Source organism: Streptosporangium sp. NPDC049644, assembly GCF_040675205.1.
Lineage (GTDB): Bacteria > Actinomycetota > Actinomycetes > Streptosporangiales > Streptosporangiaceae > Streptosporangium > Streptosporangium fukuiense.
In genome coordinates, this window is record NZ_JBFAOJ010000054.1 from 34,712 (window position 1) to 56,981 (window position 22,270).

21 protein-coding genes are annotated in these 22,270 nt (G+C 71.3%); 8 read left to right on the forward strand and 13 right to left on the reverse strand.

All coding sequences use genetic code 11. The features are described from left to right. The first annotated feature begins 370 nt into the window (after positions 1-370). Positions 371-1,408 carry a uroporphyrinogen decarboxylase gene (hemE, locus tag AB0J58_RS27060; RefSeq protein WP_364220408.1) on the forward strand — a complete coding sequence of 346 codons (1,038 nt, stop codon included), beginning with the start codon at positions 371-373 and terminating at the stop codon, positions 1,406-1,408. A gap of 40 nt (positions 1,409-1,448) precedes the next feature. Here the strand turns inward: hemE and AB0J58_RS27065 are convergent, their stop codons facing one another. After that, positions 1,449-2,459 (reverse strand): DUF4349 domain-containing protein, encoded by a 1,011-nt coding sequence (locus AB0J58_RS27065; RefSeq protein ID WP_364220411.1) that lies wholly within the window; start codon positions 2,457-2,459, stop codon positions 1,449-1,451. A 147-nt stretch (positions 2,460-2,606) separates the two neighbouring features. Between AB0J58_RS27065 and hemG the strand changes: the two genes are divergently transcribed. From hemG to AB0J58_RS27080, 3 genes are all read left to right on the forward strand, one after another. Then, positions 2,607-4,049 (forward strand): protoporphyrinogen oxidase, encoded by a 1,443-nt coding sequence (gene hemG / locus AB0J58_RS27070; RefSeq protein ID WP_364220414.1) that lies wholly within the window; start codon positions 2,607-2,609, stop codon positions 4,047-4,049. 62 nt (positions 4,050-4,111) lie between these two features. Beyond that, on the forward strand, positions 4,112-4,753 hold the full coding sequence (gene hemQ / locus AB0J58_RS27075; RefSeq protein ID WP_245651655.1) for a hydrogen peroxide-dependent heme synthase: 642 nt from the start codon (positions 4,112-4,114) through the stop codon (positions 4,751-4,753). Between the two features lie 265 nt (positions 4,754-5,018). Further along, positions 5,019-5,579, forward strand: a complete 561-nt coding sequence (locus AB0J58_RS27080) for a hypothetical protein (RefSeq protein ID WP_343967502.1) — start codon at positions 5,019-5,021, stop codon at positions 5,577-5,579. Here AB0J58_RS27080 and AB0J58_RS27085 read toward each other — a convergent pair. The 6 genes from AB0J58_RS27085 to AB0J58_RS27110 all read right to left on the reverse strand — a co-directional run bounded on the left by AB0J58_RS27085 (position 5,558) and on the right by AB0J58_RS27110 (position 11,477). Continuing rightward, positions 5,558-5,695: a hypothetical protein gene (locus AB0J58_RS27085; RefSeq protein ID WP_343967500.1), complete on the reverse strand. Its 138-nt coding sequence runs from the start codon at positions 5,693-5,695 to the stop codon at positions 5,558-5,560. The genes AB0J58_RS27080 and AB0J58_RS27085 overlap by 22 nt on opposite strands. A 148-nt stretch (positions 5,696-5,843) precedes the next feature. Continuing rightward, a complete protein-coding gene (gene msrB, locus AB0J58_RS27090; protein WP_364220418.1) occupies positions 5,844-6,245 on the reverse strand; it encodes a peptide-methionine (R)-S-oxide reductase MsrB in 402 nt (133 codons plus the stop codon). A gap of 344 nt (positions 6,246-6,589) precedes the next feature. Next, positions 6,590-8,731 (reverse strand): acyl-CoA dehydrogenase, encoded by a 2,142-nt coding sequence (locus AB0J58_RS27095; protein WP_364220421.1) that lies wholly within the window; start codon positions 8,729-8,731, stop codon positions 6,590-6,592. Positions 8,732-8,784: 53 nt separating this feature from the next. Continuing rightward, the gene (locus AB0J58_RS27100) at positions 8,785-10,224 is read right to left on the reverse strand and encodes an aldehyde dehydrogenase family protein (protein ID WP_364220424.1); all 1,440 of its coding nucleotides are present in this window, start codon (positions 10,222-10,224) and stop codon (positions 8,785-8,787) included. 83 nt (positions 10,225-10,307) lie between these two features. Beyond that, positions 10,308-10,673, reverse strand: a complete 366-nt coding sequence (locus AB0J58_RS27105; RefSeq protein ID WP_343967492.1) for a hypothetical protein — start codon at positions 10,671-10,673, stop codon at positions 10,308-10,310. Between the two features lie 66 nt (positions 10,674-10,739). Beyond that, the gene (locus AB0J58_RS27110) at positions 10,740-11,477 is read right to left on the reverse strand and encodes a pyrimidine reductase family protein (protein WP_364220427.1); all 738 of its coding nucleotides are present in this window, start codon (positions 11,475-11,477) and stop codon (positions 10,740-10,742) included. A gap of 126 nt (positions 11,478-11,603) precedes the next feature. On the opposite strand from AB0J58_RS27110, the gene AB0J58_RS27115 reads away from it, so the two are divergent. Further along, entirely contained in the window at positions 11,604-12,008 is a 405-nt protein-coding gene (locus tag AB0J58_RS27115) for a hypothetical protein (protein ID WP_364153234.1), read from the forward strand. A 19-nt stretch (positions 12,009-12,027) separates the two neighbouring features. On the opposite strand, the gene glgX is transcribed toward AB0J58_RS27115, so the two are convergent. The 4 genes from glgX to AB0J58_RS27135 all read right to left on the reverse strand — a co-directional run bounded on the left by glgX (position 12,028) and on the right by AB0J58_RS27135 (position 18,229). Further along, positions 12,028-14,148, reverse strand: a complete 2,121-nt coding sequence (gene glgX / locus AB0J58_RS27120; protein WP_364220430.1) for a glycogen debranching protein GlgX — start codon at positions 14,146-14,148, stop codon at positions 12,028-12,030. 277 nt (positions 14,149-14,425) lie between these two features. Beyond that, positions 14,426-14,854, reverse strand: a complete 429-nt coding sequence (locus AB0J58_RS27125) for an OsmC family protein (protein WP_343967483.1) — start codon at positions 14,852-14,854, stop codon at positions 14,426-14,428. Between the two features lie 101 nt (positions 14,855-14,955). Further along, the gene (locus AB0J58_RS27130; RefSeq protein ID WP_364220434.1) at positions 14,956-16,575 is read right to left on the reverse strand and encodes an isovaleryl-CoA dehydrogenase; all 1,620 of its coding nucleotides are present in this window, start codon (positions 16,573-16,575) and stop codon (positions 14,956-14,958) included. Positions 16,576-16,780: 205 nt separating this feature from the next. Further along, positions 16,781-18,229, reverse strand: a complete 1,449-nt coding sequence (locus tag AB0J58_RS27135) for an ankyrin repeat domain-containing protein (protein ID WP_364220437.1) — start codon at positions 18,227-18,229, stop codon at positions 16,781-16,783. 187 nt (positions 18,230-18,416) lie between these two features. Between AB0J58_RS27135 and AB0J58_RS27140 the strand changes: the two genes are divergently transcribed. From AB0J58_RS27140 to AB0J58_RS27150, 3 genes are all read left to right on the forward strand, one after another. Beyond that, positions 18,417-19,160 carry a DUF1707 domain-containing protein gene (locus AB0J58_RS27140; protein WP_364220440.1) on the forward strand — a complete coding sequence of 248 codons (744 nt, stop codon included), beginning with the start codon at positions 18,417-18,419 and terminating at the stop codon, positions 19,158-19,160. A 301-nt stretch (positions 19,161-19,461) separates the two neighbouring features. Further along, positions 19,462-19,956, forward strand: a complete 495-nt coding sequence (locus AB0J58_RS27145; protein WP_364220443.1) for a SigE family RNA polymerase sigma factor — start codon at positions 19,462-19,464, stop codon at positions 19,954-19,956. 1 nt (position 19,957) lies between these two features. Continuing rightward, the gene (locus tag AB0J58_RS27150) at positions 19,958-20,761 is read left to right on the forward strand and encodes a hypothetical protein (protein WP_364220446.1); all 804 of its coding nucleotides are present in this window, start codon (positions 19,958-19,960) and stop codon (positions 20,759-20,761) included. A 20-nt stretch (positions 20,762-20,781) separates the two neighbouring features. Here the strand turns inward: AB0J58_RS27150 and AB0J58_RS27155 are convergent, their stop codons facing one another. Further along, positions 20,782-21,543, reverse strand: coding sequence for a sirohydrochlorin chelatase (locus AB0J58_RS27155; RefSeq protein WP_364220449.1), 762 nt, complete (start codon positions 21,541-21,543; stop codon positions 20,782-20,784). Beyond that, positions 21,540-22,268, reverse strand: coding sequence for a phosphoadenylyl-sulfate reductase (locus AB0J58_RS27160; RefSeq protein WP_364220452.1), 729 nt, complete (start codon positions 22,266-22,268; stop codon positions 21,540-21,542). Before AB0J58_RS27160 ends, AB0J58_RS27155 begins: the two co-directional genes overlap by 4 nt. Between the last annotated feature and the right edge of the window lie 2 nt (positions 22,269-22,270).

Here is a 22,270-nt window from a genome sequence, read left to right on the forward strand (position 1 = left end):
CGTTGGCACGTCGCGCCGACATTTCCGCGCAGCGTGCTCGGCGTGTCCCCAAAGTGGTGCAGGAATCGATGCCGCGCGGTGACTTGGCGAACATTTGGACCAGCCGGGGGCCGACCCAGGATCACCGATGGGAGGAACTGTACCCGGAAACATGATCGCTTCGTGCCGTGCGGGCCATCCGGCTGGCGACAACATCGGATTTCAGTGGACGAAGCTCTCGAAACCGGTAAGACATTATCGTTGTCATCACTTGACGGTGCCAGGGTGGTGTGAGGTGCAATCTCATTGAATAACTGGTGATTTCGGGCTGATTTCGCCGGCCAGCGACCGTGGTGAGCCGACCGGTCACCGGGCATGGCACCCTGGTGGGGTGACTTCCGAGCCCGCCGACTCCGCTTTCCTGCGCGCCTGCCGCCGCCGGCCCGTATCCCACACACCGGTGTGGTTCATGCGCCAGGCGGGCCGCTCGCTGCCCGAGTACCGGGCGCTCCGCGAGGGGGTGCCGATGCTCACGGCCTGCGCCACCCCCGACCTGGTCGTGGAGATCACGATGCAGCCGGTCCGCCGCTACGGCGTGGACGCGGCCATCCTCTTCAGTGACATCGTCGTCCCGCTCAAGGCGATCGGCGTCGACCTCGACATCAAGCCCGGCATCGGCCCGGTGGTGGCCGAGCCGATCAGGGACGCCAGGGCGGCCGAGGCGCTGCGCCCGATCGAGCCGGGCGACGTCTCCTACATCACCGAGGCCGTCCAGGCGCTGACCAAGGAGCTGGGCGCGACCCCGCTCATCGGTTTCGCGGGTGCTCCCTTCACCCTGGCCTCCTACCTCATCGAGGGCGGCCCTTCCAAGAACCACGACCACACCAAGGCCATGATGTACGGCGAGCCGGGCCTCTGGCACGCCCTCATGGATCGGCTGACCGAGATCACCCTGGGGTTCCTGCGCGTGCAGCTCGCCGCGGGAGCCTCCGCCGTCCAGCTCTTCGACTCCTGGGTCGGCGCGGTGTCGCCCGACGACTACCGGGAGTTCGTCCTCCCCTACACCAGCCGGATCTTCGACGGCCTGGCCGGTCTGGACGTGCCGCGCATCCACTTCGGCGTCGGCACCGGAGAGCTGCTCGGCCTGCTCGGCGAGGCGGGGGCCGACGTGGTGGGCGTCGACTGGCGGGTACCGCTCGACGAGGCCGCCCGGAGGGTCGGCCCGGGCAAGGCGCTGCAGGGCAATCTGGACCCGGCGATCCTGCTCGCCCCGTGGGAGGTCGTGGAGCGCCGCGCGGGCGACATCCTCACCCGCGCGGCCAAGGCCGAGGGACACGTGTTCAACCTGGGGCACGGCGTGCTGCCGGGCACCGACCCCGACCAGCTGGCCCGCCTCACCGACTTCGTCCACGAGGCCTCCGCCCGCTGACCGCCCCCGGCGCCGGCGCACCGTCACCGCTCGCCCGGGACTAGGGACGCCCGTCCGCTCCCTCGGGCTCGTCGTCTCCCCGCGGATCACTCACGGGGAGAGGCTCCTCGTCGGGGTCGGGCTCCGGGTCCTCGGAGCCCACGGCGAGCGGCCGCTCCCCGTTCCGCCTGAGGCGGAGCAGGAAGGCGGTCAGCAGCCAGGCCGGGACGATCACGATCAGCCAGGGGAGCAGCACGCCCAGGAGCGTCAGGCCGTGCTTGACGGCGACGACGAAAGCCTGCCAGCCCGTCCGCAGACCGCCGAGGAAGCCGGCGGGCTCGTCGTCCTCCTTCTTCTGCACCACGGCCGCCGGGCCCACCAGGTTCAGCGTCAGCGTCGCCGCACTGGTCTGCGAGGCCAGGGTCTTCTGCCTGGCCTGCAGGGACTCCAGTTCGCTCTCGCGGTTGGAGACCTCACGCTCCACCTTGAGCACCTCACCGATGGTGTTGGCCCGCTTCAGCAGCGTGCGCAGGGAGTCGAGCGCGGCCTTGGCCGACTTCAAACGGCTCTCCACGTCGGCCACCTGCTCGGTGACGTCCTCGGTGTTCTGCCGGAGCGACTCGCGGGTGCCCAGCTCCCTGCCCAGGCGGTCGAGCGTGCCCGGGTAGTTCCCCGGCGGGATCTTGAAGACCAGCGTCGCGGAGCCCTCGCCGTCGGAGCGGGCGTCGGAGTTCTCCATGGCCAGGTAGCCGCCCACGGAGGTGACGATCTGCCGGGCCCGGTCGGCCGCCGCGGTGACCTCCTTCGCCCGGACCGTCATCTCCGCCGTGTAGACGATCGCCCGGTCCTGCGGGACGATCCTCACCTGGCCGGTCTGCGGGGAGCCGCCCTCGGCCTTGCTCGGGCCCTGGGGAACCGCCACGCGGTCCTGGCCGCCCGCCTGCGTGTCGGCCGCGGGTGCCGCTCCCTCGTAGGACGTAGACTGAAGGGAACCCCCGCCGCAGGCGGACACCAGAAGCGTCAGGCCCGTCAAGAGGACCGCCAGGCGCGGACCGTACCGGAATCTGCTCATGAATCTCATGACGGCGGGTGCGGTGGCGGAGTTCGGTGAGCGGCAGTCACGATGGCGTCACGTTCTGCGCGCCGTCGGGTCACGGGGAGGGCGGGGCGCCGAGGTGGGCGGCGGGACCGGGGAGGCGGACCGGTACGGTCAGGAGTCATGGAAGGCAACCGGAGACATGTGGTGGTCGTCGGCGGCGGGATCGCCGGCCTGGCCGCCGCGTGGCACCTGCGTCAGGGCGGCGAGAACCTGCGGGTGACCGTCCTCGAAGGCGCCTCGCGGGTCGGGGGCAAGCTGCACGCCACCGAGGTGGCGGGCGTCGCGGTGGACGTGGGGGCCGAGGCGATGCTCGCCCGGCGGCCCGAGGGCAAGGAACTGGCCAGGATGGTCGGGCTGGGCGAGGAGTTGCGGCTTCCCGGCACCACCCAGGCGGCCATCCTGACCCGGGGCGCGCTGCGGCCCATGCCCAAGGGGCAGGTCATGGGCGTGCCGTCCGACCTGCTCGCGCTGGCGAGGTCGGGCATCCTCTCCCCCGGAGGGCTGGCCAGGGCGGCGCTGGACCGGATCCTTCCGGCGACGCGGGTCAGCACCGACGTGTCGGTGGCGGCCTACATCCGGGCCAGGATGGGCGACGAGGTGGTCGACCGGCTCGTCGAGCCGCTGCTCGGCGGTGTCTACGCGGGCAGGACCGAGCGGCTCTCCCTGGACGCGACCATGCCGAGGGTCGCCATCGCGGCCAGGACCGAGCGGTCGCTGCTCGCCGCCGCCGGGGAGATCGCCGCGGACGCCCCGAAGGACGCGGGGCCGGTCTTCACCACTCTGAGCCGGGGGATGGGCAGCCTCCCCGAGGCCGTCGCCGCCGCCTCCGGGGCCGAGATCAGGACCGGCGTCATGGTCAGGGAGCTGCGGCGGACCGAGGGCGGCTGGAAGCTGGTGGCCGGACCCGCCAGGGAGCCGGAGACGATCGAGGCCGACGCGGTGATCATCGCCGTTCCCGCCCCGGCGGCGAGCAGGCTGCTCGCCGAGGAGGTGCCCCGGGCGGCCGCGGAGCTGGCCAGGATCGAGTACGCCAGCATGGCCGTCGTCACCCTCGCCTATCCGCGGGAGGCGTTTCCCCGGCCGCCGTCCGGCAGCGGCTACCTGGTTCCGGCCGTCGACGGGCGTCCGATCAAGGCCGCCACGTTCAGCTCGGTCAAGTGGCCGCACCTGGCGGAGGCGGACCCCAACCTGGTCCTGCTGCGCTGCTCGATCGGCAGGCTCGGCGAGGAGGCGGTGCTTCAGCGCGACGACGCGGAACTGGTCGCGCTGGCGATGGCTGAGATGGTCGAGGTCATGGGCGTGCGCGCGCTGCCTCGCGACTCGCGGGTGACCCGCTGGGGCGGTGGCCTGCCACAGTACGAGGTTGGGCACCTCGACCGGGTGGCGCGCATCCGGGCGGCCGCCGCCGTTTCGCCGGGGCTGGCGCTGTGCGGCGCCGCCTACGACGGCCTTGGCATCCCCGCCTGCGTCTCCACGGCCCGCACTGCGGCAGCCCGGATTCTCGACCACCTGGACCCCACGGGAGAATGGCAGGACAGAACCGATTCGCTGACGAAGGGGTGAGGACGACGGACGGGAACCCGCGGCCCAAGGCACGAGACCTGAACCAGGTGATCCGCTACACGATGTGGTCGGTCTTCAAACTGAGCGAGCGCTGCCCGGGGCACCGTGAGGGCATGGCCGACGAGGTCGAGGAGCTTCTGGCCCAGATGGAGCGCAAGGACGTGGTCACCCGCGGCCTGTACGACGTGGCGGGTTTCCGCGCCGACGCCGACTTCATGTTCTGGTGGCACGCTCCGACCTCTGAGGACCTGCAGGAGACCTACTCCCGCTTCCGCCGTACCGGCCTGGGGCGGCTGTCCGAGCCGGTCTGGTCGGCCATGGCGCTGCACCGTCCGGCCGAGTTCAACAAGTCGCACATCCCGGCCTTCCTGGCCGAGGAGGAGCCCCGCGCGTACGTGAGCGTCTACCCGTTCGTGCGCTCCCTGGAGTGGTACCTGCTGGACGACGCGGACCGCCGCCGGATGCTCGCCGAGCACGGCAGGATGGCTCGCGACTATCCGGACGTGCGCGCCAACACGGTGGCCTGTTTCTCGCTGAACGACTACGAGTGGATGCTGGCGTTCGAGGCCGACGAACTGCACCGCATCGTCGACCTGATGCGCACCCTGCGCGGCGCGGAGGCGCGGCGGCACACCCGGGTGGAGATCCCCTTCTACACCGGTGTCCGCAAGCCGCCCAGCGAGCTGATCGCCGCGCTGCCGTAGCCTCCGAGGACCCGTCGCCGCGGAGTCCGGTTTCCGGCGGCGGGACCCCTGTTCCGTGAGATGAGGGATGTGGCCGCTGTGACGGCCCGCCGAAAATAATCCCGCGCGGGGTCTCTTTGCCATCCCTTGCCTTTGTCATACTCGTGGGAGATCACCTGTCTATGTGAGGCCGAGGGTGAAAAGGGGTGAAGGTCTGGCACGGTCCAGGCGGCGTACTCGGGGACGCCGGCGAAAGAAGTCCCGCTCGTGGCTTCCTGAGATCTCTGTGGGTGCCGCCGCGCTGGTGGTGGCGTTCGCGGTGAGCGGGGTGTGGTCTTCCGGGGAGACGGCTCCGGGGAGCGGGGTGGCTCAGGCGCCGGTCTCCAGCGGCCCGCCCGTCGCGGTGCCGCAGGGGGACCCCGTGGCGGGCGCGGTGGTGGCCGCCGAGCTGGACGGGAAGGGCAAGGAGGACGCGAAGTCCTCCAAGGCGGAAAAGAAGCGTCAGAAGGCCGGTGAGGCCGAGGCGTCGGGGCCTTCCAAGCACACCGACAAGAAGGCGTTGGCCTACTTCGAGAGCCGCAAGGTGACCAAGCGGGTCAGGGATATCCGGATGGTCGGTGGCTATCTGCGGATATATACAGACCTGCCGGAATCGGCGGACAACTCGAAGCAGGCGATCAAGCTGTGCGAGGCGGGTGTCGACTATCTCGTCGGAGAGCTCGGCATGCCCAGCCCCGTGGTCTTCGTCCAGGCCGAGTTCGGCGAGAACGGCAACCCGGTCCTGGCCAACGTGCTGGGCCCTGACGACCCCGACTGCCGCGTCACCTACCCCAAGCCGAAGCGGTAGTCCGCGCGGTGCTCGGGCCGGGTCACCCGGACCCTGGTCCTGCCGCAGATCGAACAGCGCTGGGTGATCACCCGGCCGATGGTCTCAACGATCTCCCACTTGTGGCGGAGATGCACGGGGGCTCCTTGGGCAGACACGCTACGGAGATATGTGAATACACTGCGTGAGGTCGCTCTGCCCCTTCCCGCGCCTCGCTAACCTCCGGGATGGACCGATGTGGCTGTCCCCGCGCGTCGCGGACCGGCCGGATCGCGACGCGCAGGTCTATTCGGTGGGCTCCAGCCTCAGCGAGACGGAGTTGATGCAGTAGCGGTCGTCGGTGGGCGTGCCGTAGCCCTCGCCGTGGAACACGTGGCCGAGATGCGAGTCGCAGGTCGCACACCGGACCTCGACGCGGACCATGCCCATCGAGCGGTCCTCGATCAGCGTCACCGCGTCGGACTTCGACGGCTCGTAGAAGCTCGGCCAGCCGCAGTGGCTGTCGAACTTGGTGTCGGACCGGAACAGCTCGGTGCCGCAGGCCCGGCAGCTGTAGACGCCCACGGTCTTGGTGTCGACGTACTCCCCGGTGAAGGGCCGCTCGGTCCCGGCCTGGCGAAGCACGCGGAACTCCTCGGGAGAGAGCTGGACGCGCCATTCGGCGTCGCTCTTTACCACCTTGTCCATCACATCAGCCTATGCGGTCGCCGTGGTGTGTGGCGGGACAAGGCCCGGGGTGGTCCCGTTCGGAAAAATCTTGACGGGCGAAGCATCCTTTGATGACCGTTTTGGCGTCTTTAAAAGAGTGGAGGGTGATTCACCTTCCCGTTGAGGGGTGGGATCACCTGCCCGGTCGCCCACGTTCCGCGGGCCGGCCGGAATGCCGCCGTCCGGGTGGCGCGCCAGCGCCTGGGCCCGGTGGGCATGAGGCAGGTGGTCACAAGGTCCGCCCCGTCGAGTGCCCGGTCCCGCCGCCGTGGCGGCTCCGGGGCGGACCTGCCCGCGGCTTCCGGTGAACGGCGGCCCCGGACTCAGGGGTCACGGGGGAGGCCGAGCGCGCGCTCGGCGATGATGTTGAGCTGGACCTCCGTGGTGCCGCCACCGATGGTGAAGGCGCGGGTGGCGAGGATCATGCGGTTCCAGTACGGCGAGTCCGGCGCGATGGACCAGCAGAACTCCGACACGGCCTGGGAGTGGCGCATCCCCAGCAGCTTGCGGACGCTGGAGGCGGTACCGGAGTCGCTCCCGGCCAGCTGGGAGAGCGTCACACGCAGGCCCAGGGCGGAGATGGCCTGCCCCGACGCCCACAGGCGGCCCGCCTCCTCCAGGGCGGAGGGGCGGAGTGCCCCGGGCCCGCCCAGGGTGTCGATCAGGGCGACCATGTCGGTGTGCCGGGAGCCGGGCCCCCAGGAGTCACCCAGGGCGACGCGCTCGTGGGAAAGGGTGTCGCGGGCGACCCGCCAGCCCGCGTCGACCTGGCCGACGACCAGGTCGTCGGGGACGAAGACGTCGTCCAGGAAGACCTCGTTGAAGATCTCGTCGCCGTTGATCTCCTTCAGCGGGCGGACGGTGACGCCGGGTGAGGACATGTCGACCAGGAAGTAGGTGATGCCCTCGTGCTTGGGGGCGTCCGGGTCGGTTCTGGCCAGGCAGATCCCCCACTGCGCCCACTGCGCGAGGGAGGTCCAGATCTTCTGGCCGTTCAGCGACCAGCCGCCCTCCACCCGTACGGCCCTGGTGGACAGTGAGGCGAGGTCGGAGCCCGCACCGGGTTCGCTGAAGAGCTGGCACCAGGTGATCTCGCGGGTGAACGTGCCGGGCAGGAAGCGTTCCTGCTGTTCAGGGGTGCCGTGGCGGACGATGGAGGGGACCGCCCAGGCGGCGATGCCGAGATTGGGGCGCTTGACATCCCTGAACTCCTGGTGGATGACCACCTGCTCCAGCGGGGAGGCTCCGCGCCCCCACGGCCTGGGCAGGTACGGCATGATCCACCCCTCGGAGGCGATGCGACCGTGCCTGACCTCCCGCTCCTCGGCGGCCAGTGACGCGGCCTCCGCCCTGATCCGGTGCCGCAGTTCCTCGGCCTCCTCGGGCAGGTCCGGTTCCATCGGCCGCCGCGCTCCGGCCGCCGCCATCCTGGCCACCCGCTCGGCCCACTCCCCGGCGTCGCCGCTCAGCGCCCGCAGGCAGAGCGCGCGGCGGTAGTAGAGGTGGGCGTCGTGCTCGAAGGTGTAGCCGATGCCGCCCAGCACCTGGATCGTGTCCGCCGCGCACCGCACGGCGGCGTCCGCGGCGAGCACCCCGGCCACCCCCGCCGCCAGCGCGACCTCGTCCTCCGGATCGACACCGGCCCCCTGAGCGGCCCCGTCGAGGGCACGGGCGGCGTCCCAGACGGCGGCGCGGGCCTGTTCGAGGGCGACGAGCATGGCCGCGCACCTGTGCTTCACCCCCTGGAACTGGCCGATCGGGCGTCCGAACTGCTCCCGTACCCGGGCGTACTCGGCGGCGGTGGACACCGCCCACGCCGCCACCCCGCAGGCCTCCGCCCCGAGCAGGACGGCGGCCAGGTCCGAGACGAGGCGGGAGGTCACGCCGCCCAGCACACGCTCCTGGGGTACGGCCGTCACCGTCACCGCCGCCAGCGGCCGCGTCAGGTCGATGCCGTCGGCCGCCTTGGCCGAGCAGTCCCCGGGGTCGAGCGCGGCCCACCGGCCGTCGGGAAGCGGGACCACGAACACCCCGGCATCAGCGGAGCCGAGCACGGTCACGGCGGCCGGTCCGGTCGCGTCCGCCGCGCTCGTCGTGGCCGTACGGGCACCGCCGGGCAGGGCGATCGCGGCGGTCAGCGTGCCGTCCGCCAGCGCGCGCAGCAGGTCGTGGTGGGGGGACGGCGCGTGGGCGGCGCGGGCGATGACGGCCGAGGCCAGGACCGTGGGCAGGTGGGAGCCCGGCGTGCAGTGCTCGCCGAGCGCCTCCAGGGCGACCACCAGCTCCCGCAGGCCGCCGCCCTGCCCTCCGCACGTCTCGGGCAGATGAAGCCCGAGCAGGCCCTGCGCGGCCAGCGCGGCGCGGAACGGCTCGTGCTCCATGCCGCGCGCCGTGATGTTCCGTCCGGCGAAGCCGTGCACGGAGACGGCCAGCGCCAGGTGCTCCTCGGTGATCGCGATTCCCATGCCCCAGACTCTAGAACCATATTCGGTTTCTGGTAAAGGGCGGGGCTCGCCCGTCAGATGTGGATGATCGCGGCCTTCTCCCTGGTGTACTCCAGTACGGCGTCGTGCCCGTACCCGGAGTCCTTGACGCCGCCGAAGGGCAGTCCCGGGGGCATCTGGCGGAAGGTGTTGACCCAGACGGTGCCGCTCTGCAGGTCGCGGACGAACCTGTGGGCGCGGCCGAGGTCGCGGGTCCACACGCCGGCGGCGAGTCCGTAGGGGGAGTCGTTGGAGATCGTCAGAGCCTCCTGCTCGGTGTCGAAGGGGATGGCCACGGCCACCGGGCCGAAGATCTCTTCCTGGCAGACGCGCAGCGCGTTGTCGGAGGTGGTGAAGAGGGTGGGGGCCACCCAGTAGCCACCGGGCATGGACGGGACCACGTCGGCCCCCGTCTGGCCGCCGAACACCAGCTCGGCGCCCTCCTTCTCGGCGATCTCCAGGTAGGAGGCGACCCGCTCGTACTGCCCGGCCGAGACGATCGGGCCCATCGTGGTGGCCATGTCGAGCGGGTCGCCCAGCCGGACGTGCGAGGCGATCGCGGTGATCCGCCCGATCATCTCGTCCCAGACCGGCCGGTGGATCAGGATGCGGGACCCGGCCACGCAGACCTGTCCGGCGTTGCCGGTGTAGACCGAGTTGACGGTCACCCCCTGGGCGGCGGCGTCCAGGTCGGCGTCGGAGAACACGATGTTCGGTGACTTGCCGCCCAGCTCGAAGGTCAGCGGCTTGAGGTGGTCGGCCGAGGCCCGGGTGATCGCCTGCCCGGTCTGGGTGGAGCCGGTGAGGCTGATCTTGTTGACCCCGCGGTGCCTGACCAGCGGGTCGCCGACGTCCTCGCCGAGGCCGCTGACGATGTTGAGCACGCCGGGCGGGAGCACCTCGGCCAGCAGCTCGCCCAGGCGCAGCACCGAGGCGCAGGCCTGCTCGGCGGGCTTGACGATCACGGTGTTCCCCGCGGCCAGCGCGTAGGCCGCCTTGGCGGAGAACGTCGAGACGGGGGAGTTCCACGGGATGACGCAGAGCGCCACCCCGTACGGCTCGCGCCGGGTGAGACCCAGGCTGTCCGGGCCGAGGATCACCGTCTCGCCCTTGACCGCGTCGAGCACCTGCCCGGCGGCGATCTGCCACAGGTGGGTCATGCCGGGCAGGTCCTTCTTCAGGGTGTCCCGCAGGATGCGCCCGTTGTCCGTGGTCTCGATCCTGGCCAGTTCCTCGGCGTGCCGGGCGAAGACTTCCGACACCCCGCGCAGGAAGTGCGCCCGGCCGAGTGCGGGCATGGCGGACCAGGAGGGGAAGGCCGCGCGCGCCGCCGCGACGGCGGCCTCCGCGTCGGCCCTGCCGCTCGCCGGGACGCGGGCCCAGACCTCGCCGGTGGCGGGGTTGACGGAGTCCAGCGTGCGGCCGTCGGCCGCGGCCACCAGGCGGCCGCCGATCAGATTGCGGTACTCGTCCACTCGTCACTCCCGCGTCAGCCGTACCGGAAACTTGCCCAAGCGTACGCTTGCTTGACATGGAAGTGGAAGCGGGAGGCGGACGGTCAGCCCTGGCGCCGCCGTGCCAGGGCGAACGACATGTTCACGCTGATGATGCCGACCCACACGAGCACCAGGATGAACGCGAGGATCGAGTCGCCCAGGCCGGAGAAGGCCAGCCCGATCGTCGCGGGTATCCCGGTCGCCAGGGAGACGATCGCCAGCGCCAGCCGCTGCCCGGCGTCCACGGAGGGACGGACCGCGGGGCTCTCCTTGCGGGCGGCGAGCCGGTCGTCCACCCGCTTGTCGATCTCCCGGTCCATCTTCTCCAGGAAACCCTCGACGAGGGAGTCTTCGTATTCCGGTCCGAGGTCCCGGCGGGCCTCGAGTGAGGCGCGCAATTCGTCACCGGAGGAGGATGATCGTTCCATGGTCGAGATATATCGTTTCTCTAGAGGTATGTCCACACGAATCATGGAACGCCGGGACCTCCGGCGTTAGAGGGCTCCGGCCTTCTCGTCTCGCCGGACATACCGGGTGAAGAGAAACCCCTCGTCCTCCAGCACGTGGGCCAGGCGCAGGTGGGTGAGGGAGGGAGGGCCGTCGAGGGCACGGGCGGCGTCCCCGCCGATCAGCAGCGGGCTCACCGTGAGACAGAGCTCGTCGACCAGGTCCGCGGCGGCCAGCTGGGCATTGGTCTTCGGGCCGCCCTCGCAGAGCACCCGGCTCAGGCCGCGCTCGCGGAGCGCCTCCAGCGCCAGCACCGGATCCACCCGCTCGCCCCCGGCCACGATCACCTCGGCGCGCCCGGCGGCCTCCTCGCGGCGCTCCTTGGGGGCGGCCTCACAGGTGATGACGATGGTCCGGGCGTACGGTTCCGCCTCGGTGAACAGGGGGCCCGACAGGTCGAGGTCGAGCCCGCGAGTGATCACCGCCACCGGCGGGGCGGCCGGGCGGCCCTCGCGCAGCCCCTGCCACGACGGCCTGGGCCGTGCCGGGCCGTACCCCTCGGCCCGCACGGTCGCCGCACCGGCCAGGACGACGTCGGCCAGCCCGCGCAACGTCCAGAAGACCTGGCGGTCACCCCTGCCGGACAGCCCGCCCGACAGCCCCCGCACCCAGGTGCCGCCGTCGGCGCTGGCGACCATGTTGATCCGCAGGCAGGGACCGGCCGGGTAGGCATAGGCGCGGACGAGGTCGACCTCGGCCGAGGTCTCGGGGTGAATGAGGCGCATTCTCCTACCTTCGCATGGAAACGACCTGTGAGTTCTCCCGGGGCGTTCGATACTGGATCCGAGGGCTGGGGTGACTCGGGACGGCTCCCGGTACATGATTCGTTCCGGGAGACACGGGAGGGCTGTGTGGGGCTGGTCACGATCGTGACATGGTTGATCACCGCGATGGTCGGGATCTACCTGCTGTACCTGTGGCTCTCCGGGGGAGGGCTCCGCCAGCAGGCGACCAAGGTCACCCGCTTTCCCGCGCTGCTCATCTTCGCCCATCCGGCCCTGGCGGTGTCCGCCCTGGCCAGCTGGATCGTGTACGTACGCACCCTGGAGCCGACCTTCGCCTGGCTGTCCTTCGGAGTCCTCGCGCTCTCCGCGCTGCTGGGCTTCACCATGTTCACCCGCTGGCTGGGCGGCGGACGCCACGCCCGCGGCGCCGAGCAGCGCTTCCCCATGGTGGCGGTCGTGCTGCACGGCGCGGCCGGTGTGGCGACGTTCGTGCTCGTCCTGCTCACCGCCGCGATCGCGTCAGGGGCCTGAAGGCCGCGAGCGGCCGGCCCTACGCCCGCTCGCAGTGCAGGATCTGCACCGAGCGGGCGGTCACCTCCACCACGCTCTCGGCCGGCCAGGACTCCTGCGAGGACGAGAGGAGCTCCGCCCCCTCCTCGGCGGTGTCCAGCACCCGCCGCCACCGCTTGCCGTACTTCGCCCCGGGGAGGGTGAAGATCATCTCCTCGTGGTGGGCGTTGATCAGGAGCAGGAACGAGTCGTCCGTGATCCGCTCGCCGCGGGTGCCCGGCTCGGTGATGGCGTCGCCGTTCAGGAAGACGGCCAGTGACTTGGCGTAGCCGGTGTGCCAGTCGCTCGCCGACATCTCCTCTCCCGCCGGGGTGAGCCAGACGATGTCGCGGGTGCCGTCGTCGGCCTTGTGGCCGTGGAAGAAGCGGCGCCGCTGGAACACGGGATGCTCGCGCCGCAGCCTGGAGAGGCTCCTGACGAAGTCGAGGAGGCCCGCCTCCTCGGAGGCCAGTGACCAGTCGACCCAGGAGATCTCGTTGTCCTGGCAGTAGGCGTTGTTGTTGCCGCCCTGGGTCCGGCCGAACTCGTCACCGGCCAGCAGCATCGGCACGCCCTGGGAGATGAACAGGGTGACCAGGAAGTTGCGGCGCTGGCGCCTGCGCAGGCTCACGATCTCCGGGTCCTCCGCGGGACCCTCGACCCCGCAGTTCCACGACCGGTTGTCGTCGGTGCCGTCGCGGTTGTTCTCCTTGTTGGCCTCGTTGTGCTTGTGGTCGTAGGAGACCAGGTCGGTCAGGGTGAACCCGTCGTGGCAGGTGACGAAGTTGATGGAGGCCACGGGGCGGCGTCCCGAGGTGGCGTAGAGGTCGGCGGAGCCGGTCAGCCGGGAGGCGAACTCGGGCAGCGCGGACCCGCTGCCGCGCCAGAAGTCGCGGACGCTGTCGCGGTACTTGCCGTTCCACTCCATCCAGAGCGGCGGGAAGTTGCCGACCTGGTAGCCGCCGGGCCCCACGTCCCACGGTTCGGCGATCAGTTTCACCTGGGAGATCACCGGGTCCTGCTGGATCAGGTCGAAGAAGGCGCTCAGCCGGTCGACGTCGTGCAGCTCGCGGGCGAGGGCGGAGGCCAGGTCGAACCTGAAGCCGTCCACGTGCATCTCCAGGACCCAGTAGCGCAGCGAGTCCATGATCAGCTGGAGGGCGTGCGGCGAGCGGACGTTGAGGGAGTTCCCGCAGCCGGTGTAGTCGAGGTAGTAGCGCCGGTCGCCGTCGTGCAGGCGGTAGTACGCCCTGTTGTCGATGCCGCGGAAGCTCAGCGTGGGCCCCATGTGGTCACCCTCGGCGGTGTGGTTGTAGACCACGTCGAGGATGACCTCGATCCCCGCCTCGTGCAGCGCCCGTACCATCGCCTTGAACTCCTGCACCTGCTCGCCGCGCTGGCCCGAGGCGGAGTAGGCGGCGTGCGGGGCCAGGTAGGCGATCGTGTTGTAACCCCAGTAGTTGGTCAGGCCCCTGGCGACCATCGCGTGCTCGGGCACGTACTGGTGCACCGGCATCAGCTCCACCGCGGTGACGCCCAGGCCCAGCAGGTGGTCGATGACCGCGGGGTGGCCCAGTCCCGCGTAGGTGCCGCGCTTTTCTGCGGGCACCGAGGGGTGGCGCATGGTGAGCCCGCGGACATGCGCCTCGTAGATCACGGTCTGGTGGTACGGGGTCCGGGGCGGCCTGTCGTTTCCCCACTCGAAGAACGGGTTGACCACCACGTTCTTCGGCATGAAGGGGGCGGTGTCGGTGTCGTTGCGACTGCCGGGGTCGGTGAATCGGTAGGAGAAGAGCGCCTCGTTCCATCTCAGGTCGCCCTCGACGGCCTTGGCGTAGGGATCGAGGAGCAGCTTGGAGGGGTTGCACCGGTTCCCATGGGAGGGGTTGTAGGGACCGTGGACGCGGTAGCCGTACCGCTGTCCCGGCATGATCCCCGGGAGGTAGCCGTGCCAGACGAACCCGTCGACCTCGGTCAGCTCGACGCGCTCCTCGTGCCCGTCGTCTCCGAAAAGACAGAGCTCGACTCGTTCGGCGGCTTCGGAGAACAGGGAGAAGTTGGCGCCCACACCATCCCAGGTGCCGCCAAGCGGATAGGACTCTCCTGGCCAGACTTCGCGCATGTGACCCTATTCTCCTCTGGTCGGGCCCCCTTGTGCAGGGTGTTCTCGCCCTTGTCACCTTATGGCGGTGTTGAGGAGCTTTGTCCTAGTCTCTCGGCGTGTCGTCCGTACGCGGTCCGTGGCCGTTTCGTGACCACGCGTGCCCGTGGGGCACGCGTGGTCACGCGGACGCGGTGATCAACCGGGCGGTGACCACCCGGTGAGCGGGCCGGCCGCGATCAGCCCGATCATGGCCGGTGGGTCGTGACCGGACACGACCGTGGACGGTCGGCCGTGATCAGCTCAGCAGTTCGGCGTTGAGGCTGATCGTGGTGCCCGCGAGGGCCTTGCTCACCGGGCAGTTCGCCTTGGCCTTCTCGGCCGCCTCCTGGAACTGCTCGGCGGTCAGGCCGTCGACCTGGGCGCGGACCGAGATGACGATCCCGGTGATGCCCTCACCTGGCTGGAAGGTCACGTCGGCCTTGGTCTCCACGGTCTGCGGCGGGGTGCCCGCCTGGGCCAGCCCGTGGGACAGGGCCATCGAGAAGCACGAGGAGTGCGCGGCCGCGATGAGCTCCTCCGGAGAGGTCTTGCCGTTTGCCTGCTCGGCGCGCGAGGGCCAGGACACGTCGAACGTGCCCACCCCGGAGGAGTCGAGGGAGACGCTGCCCGCGCCCTCCATCAGCGAGCCCTTCCACTGGGTCGTCGCGGTACGTGTCGTCGCCATGGCGATCATCCTTTCGATCATGAAGAGTCAACCAGGACCGACCCTACTCGCCTCCCCGGAGGCAATGCCCGAACGGCCCCGCGACGCACGCCGGAGGCGGGTCAGTAGGAGGCGCGCTCGACGAGGACGTCCAGGTCCAGGCCGGGGGGAAGCGTGCCGAAGGCGCGGCCCGCGTCGCCGGACAGCCGGGAGACGCAGAAGGCGTCGGCGACGGCCGTCGGCGCCAGCCGGACGAGCAGCGACCCCTGCAGTACCAGGGCCATGTCCTCGGCGACGCGCCGGGCGCGGGCCTCGATGTCCGTCGTGTCGTCCAGGGACTTGCGCAGACGGTCGACGGCGGCGTCCAGGTGACGGTCGGCGCCGGAGGCGAGCGAGACCTCGGCGAAGAACGCCTCCTGCGCCTCGGGCTCGCGCCCCAGGGCGCGCAGCACGTCCAGTGCCGCGACGTTCCCAGAGCCCTCCCAGATGCCGTTGAGCGGCGACTCGCGGAACAGCCGGGGCATCTGCGACTCCTCGACGTAGCCGTTGCCGCCCAGGCACTCCAGCGCCTCGGCCGCGTGCACCGGAGCGCGCTTGCAGATCCAGTACTTGCTCACGGCCAGCGCGGTGCGGCGCAGCGCGGCCTCGGCCCGGTCCCCGGCGATGGCCCGGTCGGTGGCGCCGGCCAGCCGCGTCATCAGGACGGTCGCCGCCTCCGACTCCAGGGACAGGTCGGCCAGCACGTTGCGCATCAGCGGCTGGTCGGCGAGCTTCCTGCCGAACGCGGCGCGGTGCCCGGCGTGGTGGACCGCCTGCGTGACGCCGTACCGCATGCCGGCCGCGGAGCCGATCACGCAGTCCAGCCGGGTCATGTTGACCATCTCCAGGATGGTCCGCACGCCCCGGCCCTCCTCGCCCACCAGATGGGCCGTCGCGCCGTGGTACTCCACCTCGGCGCTGGCGTTGGACCGGTTGCCCAGCTTGTCCTTCAGCCGCATCAGCCGGACGGCGTTGCGGGTGCCGTCCGGCAGGATCCGGGGGAGCAGGAAGCACGACAGCCCGCCGGGGGCCTGGGCGAGAACCAGGAACACGTCGCACATCGGGGCGGAGTTGAACCACTTGTGCCCGGTCAGCAGGTAGCTTCCGTCGCTCAGCGGCTCGGCGCGGGTGGTGCCGGCCCGCACGTCTGAGCCACCCTGCTTCTCGGTCATCGCCATCCCGGCGAGCACGCCGCGCTTGCCCAGCGGCGGGCGCAGCCCGAAGTCGTAGCTCCGCGAGGCCAGCAGCGGCTCCCACTCGGCGGCGAGCACCGGGCTGTGGCGCAGCGCGGCGATCGACGCGTAGGTCATCGAGATCGGGCAGCCGTGCCCCGCCTCGACCTGGCTCCAGAGATAGAACTTGGCGGCGCGGGCCACGTGCGCGCCCGGCCTGGCGCTCGTCCACGGGGTGGCGTGCATGCCGTTGCCGACGGCGACGGTCATCAGCTCATGCCAGGCGGGGTGGAACTCCACCTCGTCGATCCGCCGCCCGTACCTGTCATGGGTGCGCAGCACGGGCGGATGCTCGTTCGCCAGCCGTCCCCACTCCTGGGCCTGCTCGGAACCGGCGAGGAGACCGAGCCTGCGCAGTTCCCCCGTGGCCCATCCCGCGCCCTCCCGGTCCACGCCGTCCATGAGGGCGGCGTCGGCGGACACGTCGTGCCCGGTGAGCGGATCTGCCTGGTTGAAGACGTCATGGGTCACGTGGGGCCTCCGGTGAACTCATCCGGCCCGTCGCCGGCTCCTGTGCCTATCTCAACATCCCTCCGGAGTATTGGCGCACTTAATTGTGGTGCTATGTCCGACTTTCGCGTGGAGTTGGCGGGGACGGCCTCCCGAAACGGCCTCCCGCCGTACGCGTCCTCCGCTCCGGCGCCGGCCGTGCGGAGTCGCGCGCACGGCTCATGGCTCAGAGGTTCTTGACCAGGTCGCGGACGTAGTCGTCGTCCTCGTCGCTCTCGGCGAGCACGCGGTCGGCGCCCCGCTGGGCGCGGGCGTCCCCCCGGGTGGCAAGGCCGCGGGTGGCCTCGGCGACAGTGTTCAGATCCTCGTCGTCGAGCCTGGCGGCCAGCGCGTCGCGGATCGGCTCACTGTCCTGTGCCAGACCCGCCAGGCCCATGGTCGCCCAGTCGCGTACCTCCGCGTCGGGGTCCTCGGTCATCGAGATGAGCAGTGCGAGCCCCTCGGCGTGGCCGGACGGCAGGACGGCGGCCAGCGCGGCGGGGTCGGCCTGGGTGCGGGTCCAGCCGTCGGAGGTGACGATCTCCAGCACCTCGGGCAGGGCGCGCGGGTCGGCGTGGTGACCGAGCGCGCCGAGCACCGAGCGCAGCACCCGCTCGTCGCCCTCGGTGGCCGCCATCCGCCGCAGGATCGGCAGCGTCTCCTCCAGGAAGGGCTTCTCGTCCTCGGTGAAGCCGAACTCGGCGAGCACGTCGACGGCGAACTCCCGCTTGCGCGGATCCTCGCTCGCGCACAGTCGCGCCGCCGCGTCGAAGGTCTCGCCGTCGCCGCGCCGGCTCAGCGAGCTCGCCACGGTCCACCAGGTCTCGGCCTCCTCGTCGATGTCGCGGTAGGGCATCGCCCGCTCGACCATCTCGTCGAAGGGCAACCGCTCGCCCGTCGCGTCCTCCAGCAGGGTCGCGACGGCCGCGTGCCCGCGCTGGCAGGTGAGCTCGGCCACCCGGGTCCCGTCCGGGCCGGCCGCCGCGACGGTCACCAGGTCGGTGCCGTCCGTGGCCCGGCTGCGGCCCACGACGAACTGCGAGCCCTCGGGGGCCTGCTCGGTGAGCTGCTCGAGAAGCGCGCTCTCCAGCTGGGTGCCGAGCCAGTCGTAGGCGATGGACAGCGGCGTGTCGCCGTCGCCGTCGGGCCGGTCGGCCTCGGCGCCGGCCTCCAGCAGCGTGCGCACGACGCCCAGGGCGCCGCGCCGGGTGGCCAGGGTGAGCGCGGTGTCGCCACCCTCGTTGGCGTCCTCGGCGTCCGCCCCGGCCGCGAGCAGCGTACGGACGGCGTCGGCCCGCCCGTTGGCGGCGGCCCAGAGCAGGGCGGTCCACCCGTCGGACTCCCGCCCGGACACGTCGGCCCCGGCGGCCAGCAGCGCCTCCACGGTCTCGACGCGGTCCCAGGCCGAGGCGGCGCACAGCGGCAGCCCCGCGTCCTGTCCGCCGCTGATCCGGTTGGGGTCGGCTCCGTGGGACAGCAGTGCGCGCACGATGGCCACGCGCCCCGCGCCCGATGCCAGGTACAGGGCGGTGGGCTCTTCCGCGCCGCCGGGGTCGGCGCTCGTCCCGTTCTGCAGCAGCCGCTCGACCCGCTCGGCGTCGTTACCCGTCACCGCGTCCAGGAGTTCTCGGTACATGCCTACGGATCCTATTGCCTGCCTCGGGGAGGAGGCCGTACAGCGGCCGTGACGCCCGGCACGGTGCCCCGCGTCGCCGTATGGTGGACGGGGTGCCCGGTGAGGGGGCGCCGGCAGGTGCGGACGCACCATGCTTCCTACCTTCTGGGGATCCTCTATTCAGACAACTCGCGATATGTTGTGAGTCATGAATGATCCTGGGGAAATGCGGGTCTCGGACGCCGAGCGGGAGGCCGCCGTCGAATGGCTGCGGGTCGCCTCCGTCGAGGGACGGCTGACCCTCGGTGAGCTGACCGAGCGCACCGAGGCGGCCTACACCGCCCTCACCCAGGCCGAACTGGCCGTGCTCACCGCGGACCTGCCAGGTGGCCATCCGGTGCCCGCCCCCGCCTACCCTCCGGCCGAGGCCGAGCGGGGCGGCGCGGCGCGCCGCTGGTTCGTGGCGGTGATGGGCAGCTCCAAGCGGCGTGGCACCTGGCGGATCGACAAGCCGCTCGGCGCCGTCGCCGTGATGGGCGACGTCGTGCTGGACCTGCGCCAGGCCGAGGTCCGCACCGGAGTGGTCGACATCATGGCCACCGCGATCATGGGCGATGTGAAGATCATCGTCCCGGACGGCGTGGACGTCGAGCTCGACGGCATCGCCATCATGGGGGACAAGAAGGTCCAGGTGATCGAGGCGCCCCCGGGCACGAACGTGCCGATCGTCCGGGTCAAGGCCTATGTCCTCATGGGGGACATCAAGGTGGTCGGAGACTCGCGGGCCAAGCCCCTCAAGAAGAAGTGGGCCGCCTGGCGGGAGCAGTGGGACCAGATGCGCGGCGAACTGCCCGGTGAGGCACACCGCCACCAGATCCACCCGCCCCCCCAGCCCTGGAGCTCAGCGCACCCTCCCCGTCCTCCTCGCCCTCCCCGGCTGCCCGGCCACTGACGGACGTCCCCCCACTCGCGCGGTCTCTCAGCGGTCTCTCATCTGCCCGCGCCGCCCGGCGCCGGGTCACTCCCGGGCCGCGGCACGACCGAGCGCGCCTCGGGCCGCTCCGTACCCGGACCGCGCCACTCAGCGCCACCCTGGGGCCCGCCGCGCCGCGTGGCCGTGCGCCCGGCCGCCTCCGTCCCCGTCGGGGATCCCTTCCCGCGCCCCGGCGGGTGAGTTTCCGGACGCGTGCAACGTCTCGGGGCGTCCAGAGCGTAGTGCTCGATGACATACACCGAGCAGTGAGGACCCCCCGATGCGAGACCGGGCCGACTTCGAGCGCTACGTGGAGCAGTGCTCGGCCCGCCTGCTGCGGACCGCCTACCTGCTGTGCCGCGACTGGGGCACGGCGGAGGACCTGCTGCAGACGGCCCTGGCCAAGGCGTGGCTCGCCTGGCGGAGAGTGGGCGACGATCCGGATCCCTACGTCTACCGCATCCTGGCCAACACCCATGCCAGCTGGTGGCGGCGCAGGTGGCGGGGGGAGGTGCCGAGCGCGGACCTCCCCGAGACACCGGACAAGGCCGCCGAGGACGCGGTGGCCGGCCGGGAGGCGGTCAGGCAGGTCCTGGCCGGGCTTCCCGGCAGGCAGCGGGCCGTGATCGTGCTGCGTTACTTCGCAGACCTGCCCGACCAGCAGATCGCCGAGATCCTCGGGTGCTCGGTGCCGACCGTGCGCAGCCAGGCCAGCCGGGCACTGCGCAGACTGCGGGTCGATCCCGCGACCGCCGCGATCACCACGGGGAGCTGAGATGACGATCACCGAGTCCGAACTGCGCGAGATCCTGGCCGGGGACAGGGGTGAGGATCACAACGGGGGCGTGGCCGTCGCCGACGTCCACCGGCGGGTCCGCACGATCAGGCGCCGCCGCTGGGGCGCGGCCGGCGCGGCCGCCCTCACCGTGGCGGTGGCACTCAACGTCCTCCCCGGCAGGGGCACCGCGAACGGCACCGATGTCTGGACCGGAGTCATGGCCCGGCCGTCCGCCGACATGCCGACCACGTCACAGCCGTTGGGAGAACCGTATCCCGTGCGTGAGGTGATGACCCGCAATTTCGGGACCGGCGGGACACGTGAGGAACTACGGCTCGGGTCCGGAAGCGGTTCGATGACGGTGAACGTCTACTGTTCAGGACCGCTGCGGCGGGCGGTCGTCTGGATCGACGACGGCCCGCCCAGAAGGCAGCTCTGCGGAACCGGCCCCGACGGATTCCCCATGGTGATCTCCCAGGAGGACCGGAGCGCCACGACGATCAGGAAACAGAAGAGTCCGGTGACCGGTGAGCGGGTGGTGTCCGCGGCCGTACTGCCCGGCGAGATCGACAGCACGGGCAAGACGATGAACACGCTGCTCGAAGGGATGGACGACTACTTCGAGGGCTGGGAGGCACAGCTCACCGAAGCGAAACCCTTCCCGCTGAAGTGGTCGCTCAGTGTGCGGGAGGTGATCTTCCCCGTCTGCCGGGACAACGTGCGCCAGGTGGACCCGAGAACCGGGAAGATGGTCCTGCTGCGCTGCGAGGGCGAGGCCACCGTGTCCCCGAGCCCCTCCTGACCCGGCGGGATCAGGCGGGATCAGGCGGTGGCGAGCGCCCTTCGCCGGTGCGCGGCCCGGTCGTAGCGTTCGAGCAGTACCGCCGCGAGCTCCGGGGCGGCACCCAGCACGTCGGCGACGACGTCGGCGCCCGCGGCCAGGGTCTCGCGGCGGATCTTGTCGGCGAAGTGGCCGGGGGCCAGCAGGTAGGGGGCGATGACGATCCTGGCGGCCCCGGAGCGCCGCAGGCGCAGCACCGCCTCCTTCGGGGTGGGACCGGCGGCCGAGGCGTAGGCGGCGCTCACCGACCGCCAGCCACGCCGCCTCGTCCAGTCTCCGGCGATCCGGGCGATCGTCGCGTTGGCCCGCGGGTCGCTGGAGCCGGCCGAGACCAGCACCACGGCGGTGCCGGGCTCGCCGGGCTCCACCCCCGCCTCGGCCAGGCGCCGCTCCAGCGCGGTGACCAGCAGCGGGTGCGGGCCCAAGGTGGCGCCCGCGTGCACGCGCAGCAGGGGCCGGCGGGCCGTCGCCTCGGCCAGCACACCGGGGATGTCGACCCGGCTGTGGTAGGCCTCGGTGAGCAGCAGCGGCAGCACCACCGCCTCGGTCAGACCCGACAGCGCCGCGGGGAGCGTCGGGGCGGCGTGGTCGAGGTAGGCGGTGCGCACGAGGAGTTCCGGGCGCGCAATCCGTACCAGGTCGAGCAGGTCCTCCACGGTCGCGGCGGCGCGTGGGTCACGGGACCCGTGCGCCACCGCGATCAGCGGTGTCACGGAAGCGGCGCCGGGGGAGCGCCACGTCATACGTGCAGCCCGCACTCGGTCTTGCCCATGCCGGCCCAGCGACCGCTGCGCGGGTCCTCCCCAGGGGCGACCTGGCGGGTGCAGGGGGCGCAGCCGATCGAGGGGTAGTTGTCGTAGTGCAGCGGGTTGATCAGCACCCCGTTGTCGGCCATGTAGTTGTCGACGTCGTCCTGCGTCCAGCCGGCGATCGGGTTGATCTTGACCATCTGGCGCTTGGCGTCCCACTCCACGACCTTGACACCGGCGCGGGTGACCGCCTCGTCGCGGCGGATGCCGGAGACCCAGGCCAGGTAGGGCTCCAGCGCGCGGTTGAGCGGCTCGACCTTGCGCAGGTAGCAGCAGAGGTCGGGGTTGCGTCCGAACAGGCGCGGCCCCAGGTCGCGCTCCTGCTCCGCGACGGTCCGGGACGGCTGCACGTTGATCACGTTCACGTCGTAGACCTGCTGGACCGCGTCACGGGTGCCGATCGTCTCGGCGAAGTGGTAACCGGTGTCGATGAACAGCACGTCCACGCCGGGCTTGACCCGGCTGACCAGGTCGATCAGCAGGGCGTCGGCCATGGAGGCGGTCAGGCAGAGCCGGTCGCCGAAGGTCGCCGCCGCCCAGCGGATGATCTCCAGGGCCGAGGCGTCCGCCAGGAACCGGGAGGCCGACTCGACGATGTCCTGCAGCTCGAACGCGCTCCGCTGCTGCCGTAACCCGATCTCGATGTCCACCAGTGTCATCG

Bases quoted from the DNA above. Each gene is read 5' to 3' on its own strand.
- AB0J58_RS27065 (WP_364220411.1), bottom strand. From the start codon at position 2,459: ATGAGCAGATTCCGGTACGGTCCGCGCCTGGCGGTCCTCTTGACGGGC.
- hemG (WP_364220414.1), top strand. From the start codon at position 2,607: ATGGAAGGCAACCGGAGACATGTGGTGGTCGTCGGCGGCGGGATCGCC.
- hemQ (WP_245651655.1), top strand. From the start codon at position 4,112: ATGTGGTCGGTCTTCAAACTGAGCGAGCGCTGCCCGGGGCACCGTGAG.
- msrB (WP_364220418.1), bottom strand. From the start codon at position 6,245: ATGGACAAGGTGGTAAAGAGCGACGCCGAATGGCGCGTCCAGCTCTCT.
- AB0J58_RS27095 (WP_364220421.1), bottom strand. From the start codon at position 8,731: ATGGGAATCGCGATCACCGAGGAGCACCTGGCGCTGGCCGTCTCCGTG.
- AB0J58_RS27105 (WP_343967492.1), bottom strand. From the start codon at position 10,673: ATGGAACGATCATCCTCCTCCGGTGACGAATTGCGCGCCTCACTCGAG.
- AB0J58_RS27110 (WP_364220427.1), bottom strand. From the start codon at position 11,477: ATGCGCCTCATTCACCCCGAGACCTCGGCCGAGGTCGACCTCGTCCGC.
- glgX (WP_364220430.1), bottom strand. From the start codon at position 14,148: ATGCGCGAAGTCTGGCCAGGAGAGTCCTATCCGCTTGGCGGCACCTGG.
- AB0J58_RS27125 (WP_343967483.1), bottom strand. From the start codon at position 14,854: ATGGCGACGACACGTACCGCGACGACCCAGTGGAAGGGCTCGCTGATG.
- AB0J58_RS27135 (WP_364220437.1), bottom strand. From the start codon at position 18,229: ATGTACCGAGAACTCCTGGACGCGGTGACGGGTAACGACGCCGAGCGG.
- AB0J58_RS27140 (WP_364220440.1), top strand. From the start codon at position 18,417: ATGAATGATCCTGGGGAAATGCGGGTCTCGGACGCCGAGCGGGAGGCC.
- AB0J58_RS27145 (WP_364220443.1), top strand. From the start codon at position 19,462: ATGCGAGACCGGGCCGACTTCGAGCGCTACGTGGAGCAGTGCTCGGCC.
- AB0J58_RS27150 (WP_364220446.1), top strand. From the start codon at position 19,958: ATGACGATCACCGAGTCCGAACTGCGCGAGATCCTGGCCGGGGACAGG.
- AB0J58_RS27155 (WP_364220449.1), bottom strand. From the start codon at position 21,543: ATGACGTGGCGCTCCCCCGGCGCCGCTTCCGTGACACCGCTGATCGCG.
- AB0J58_RS27160 (WP_364220452.1), bottom strand. From the start codon at position 22,268: ATGACACTGGTGGACATCGAGATCGGGTTACGGCAGCAGCGGAGCGCG.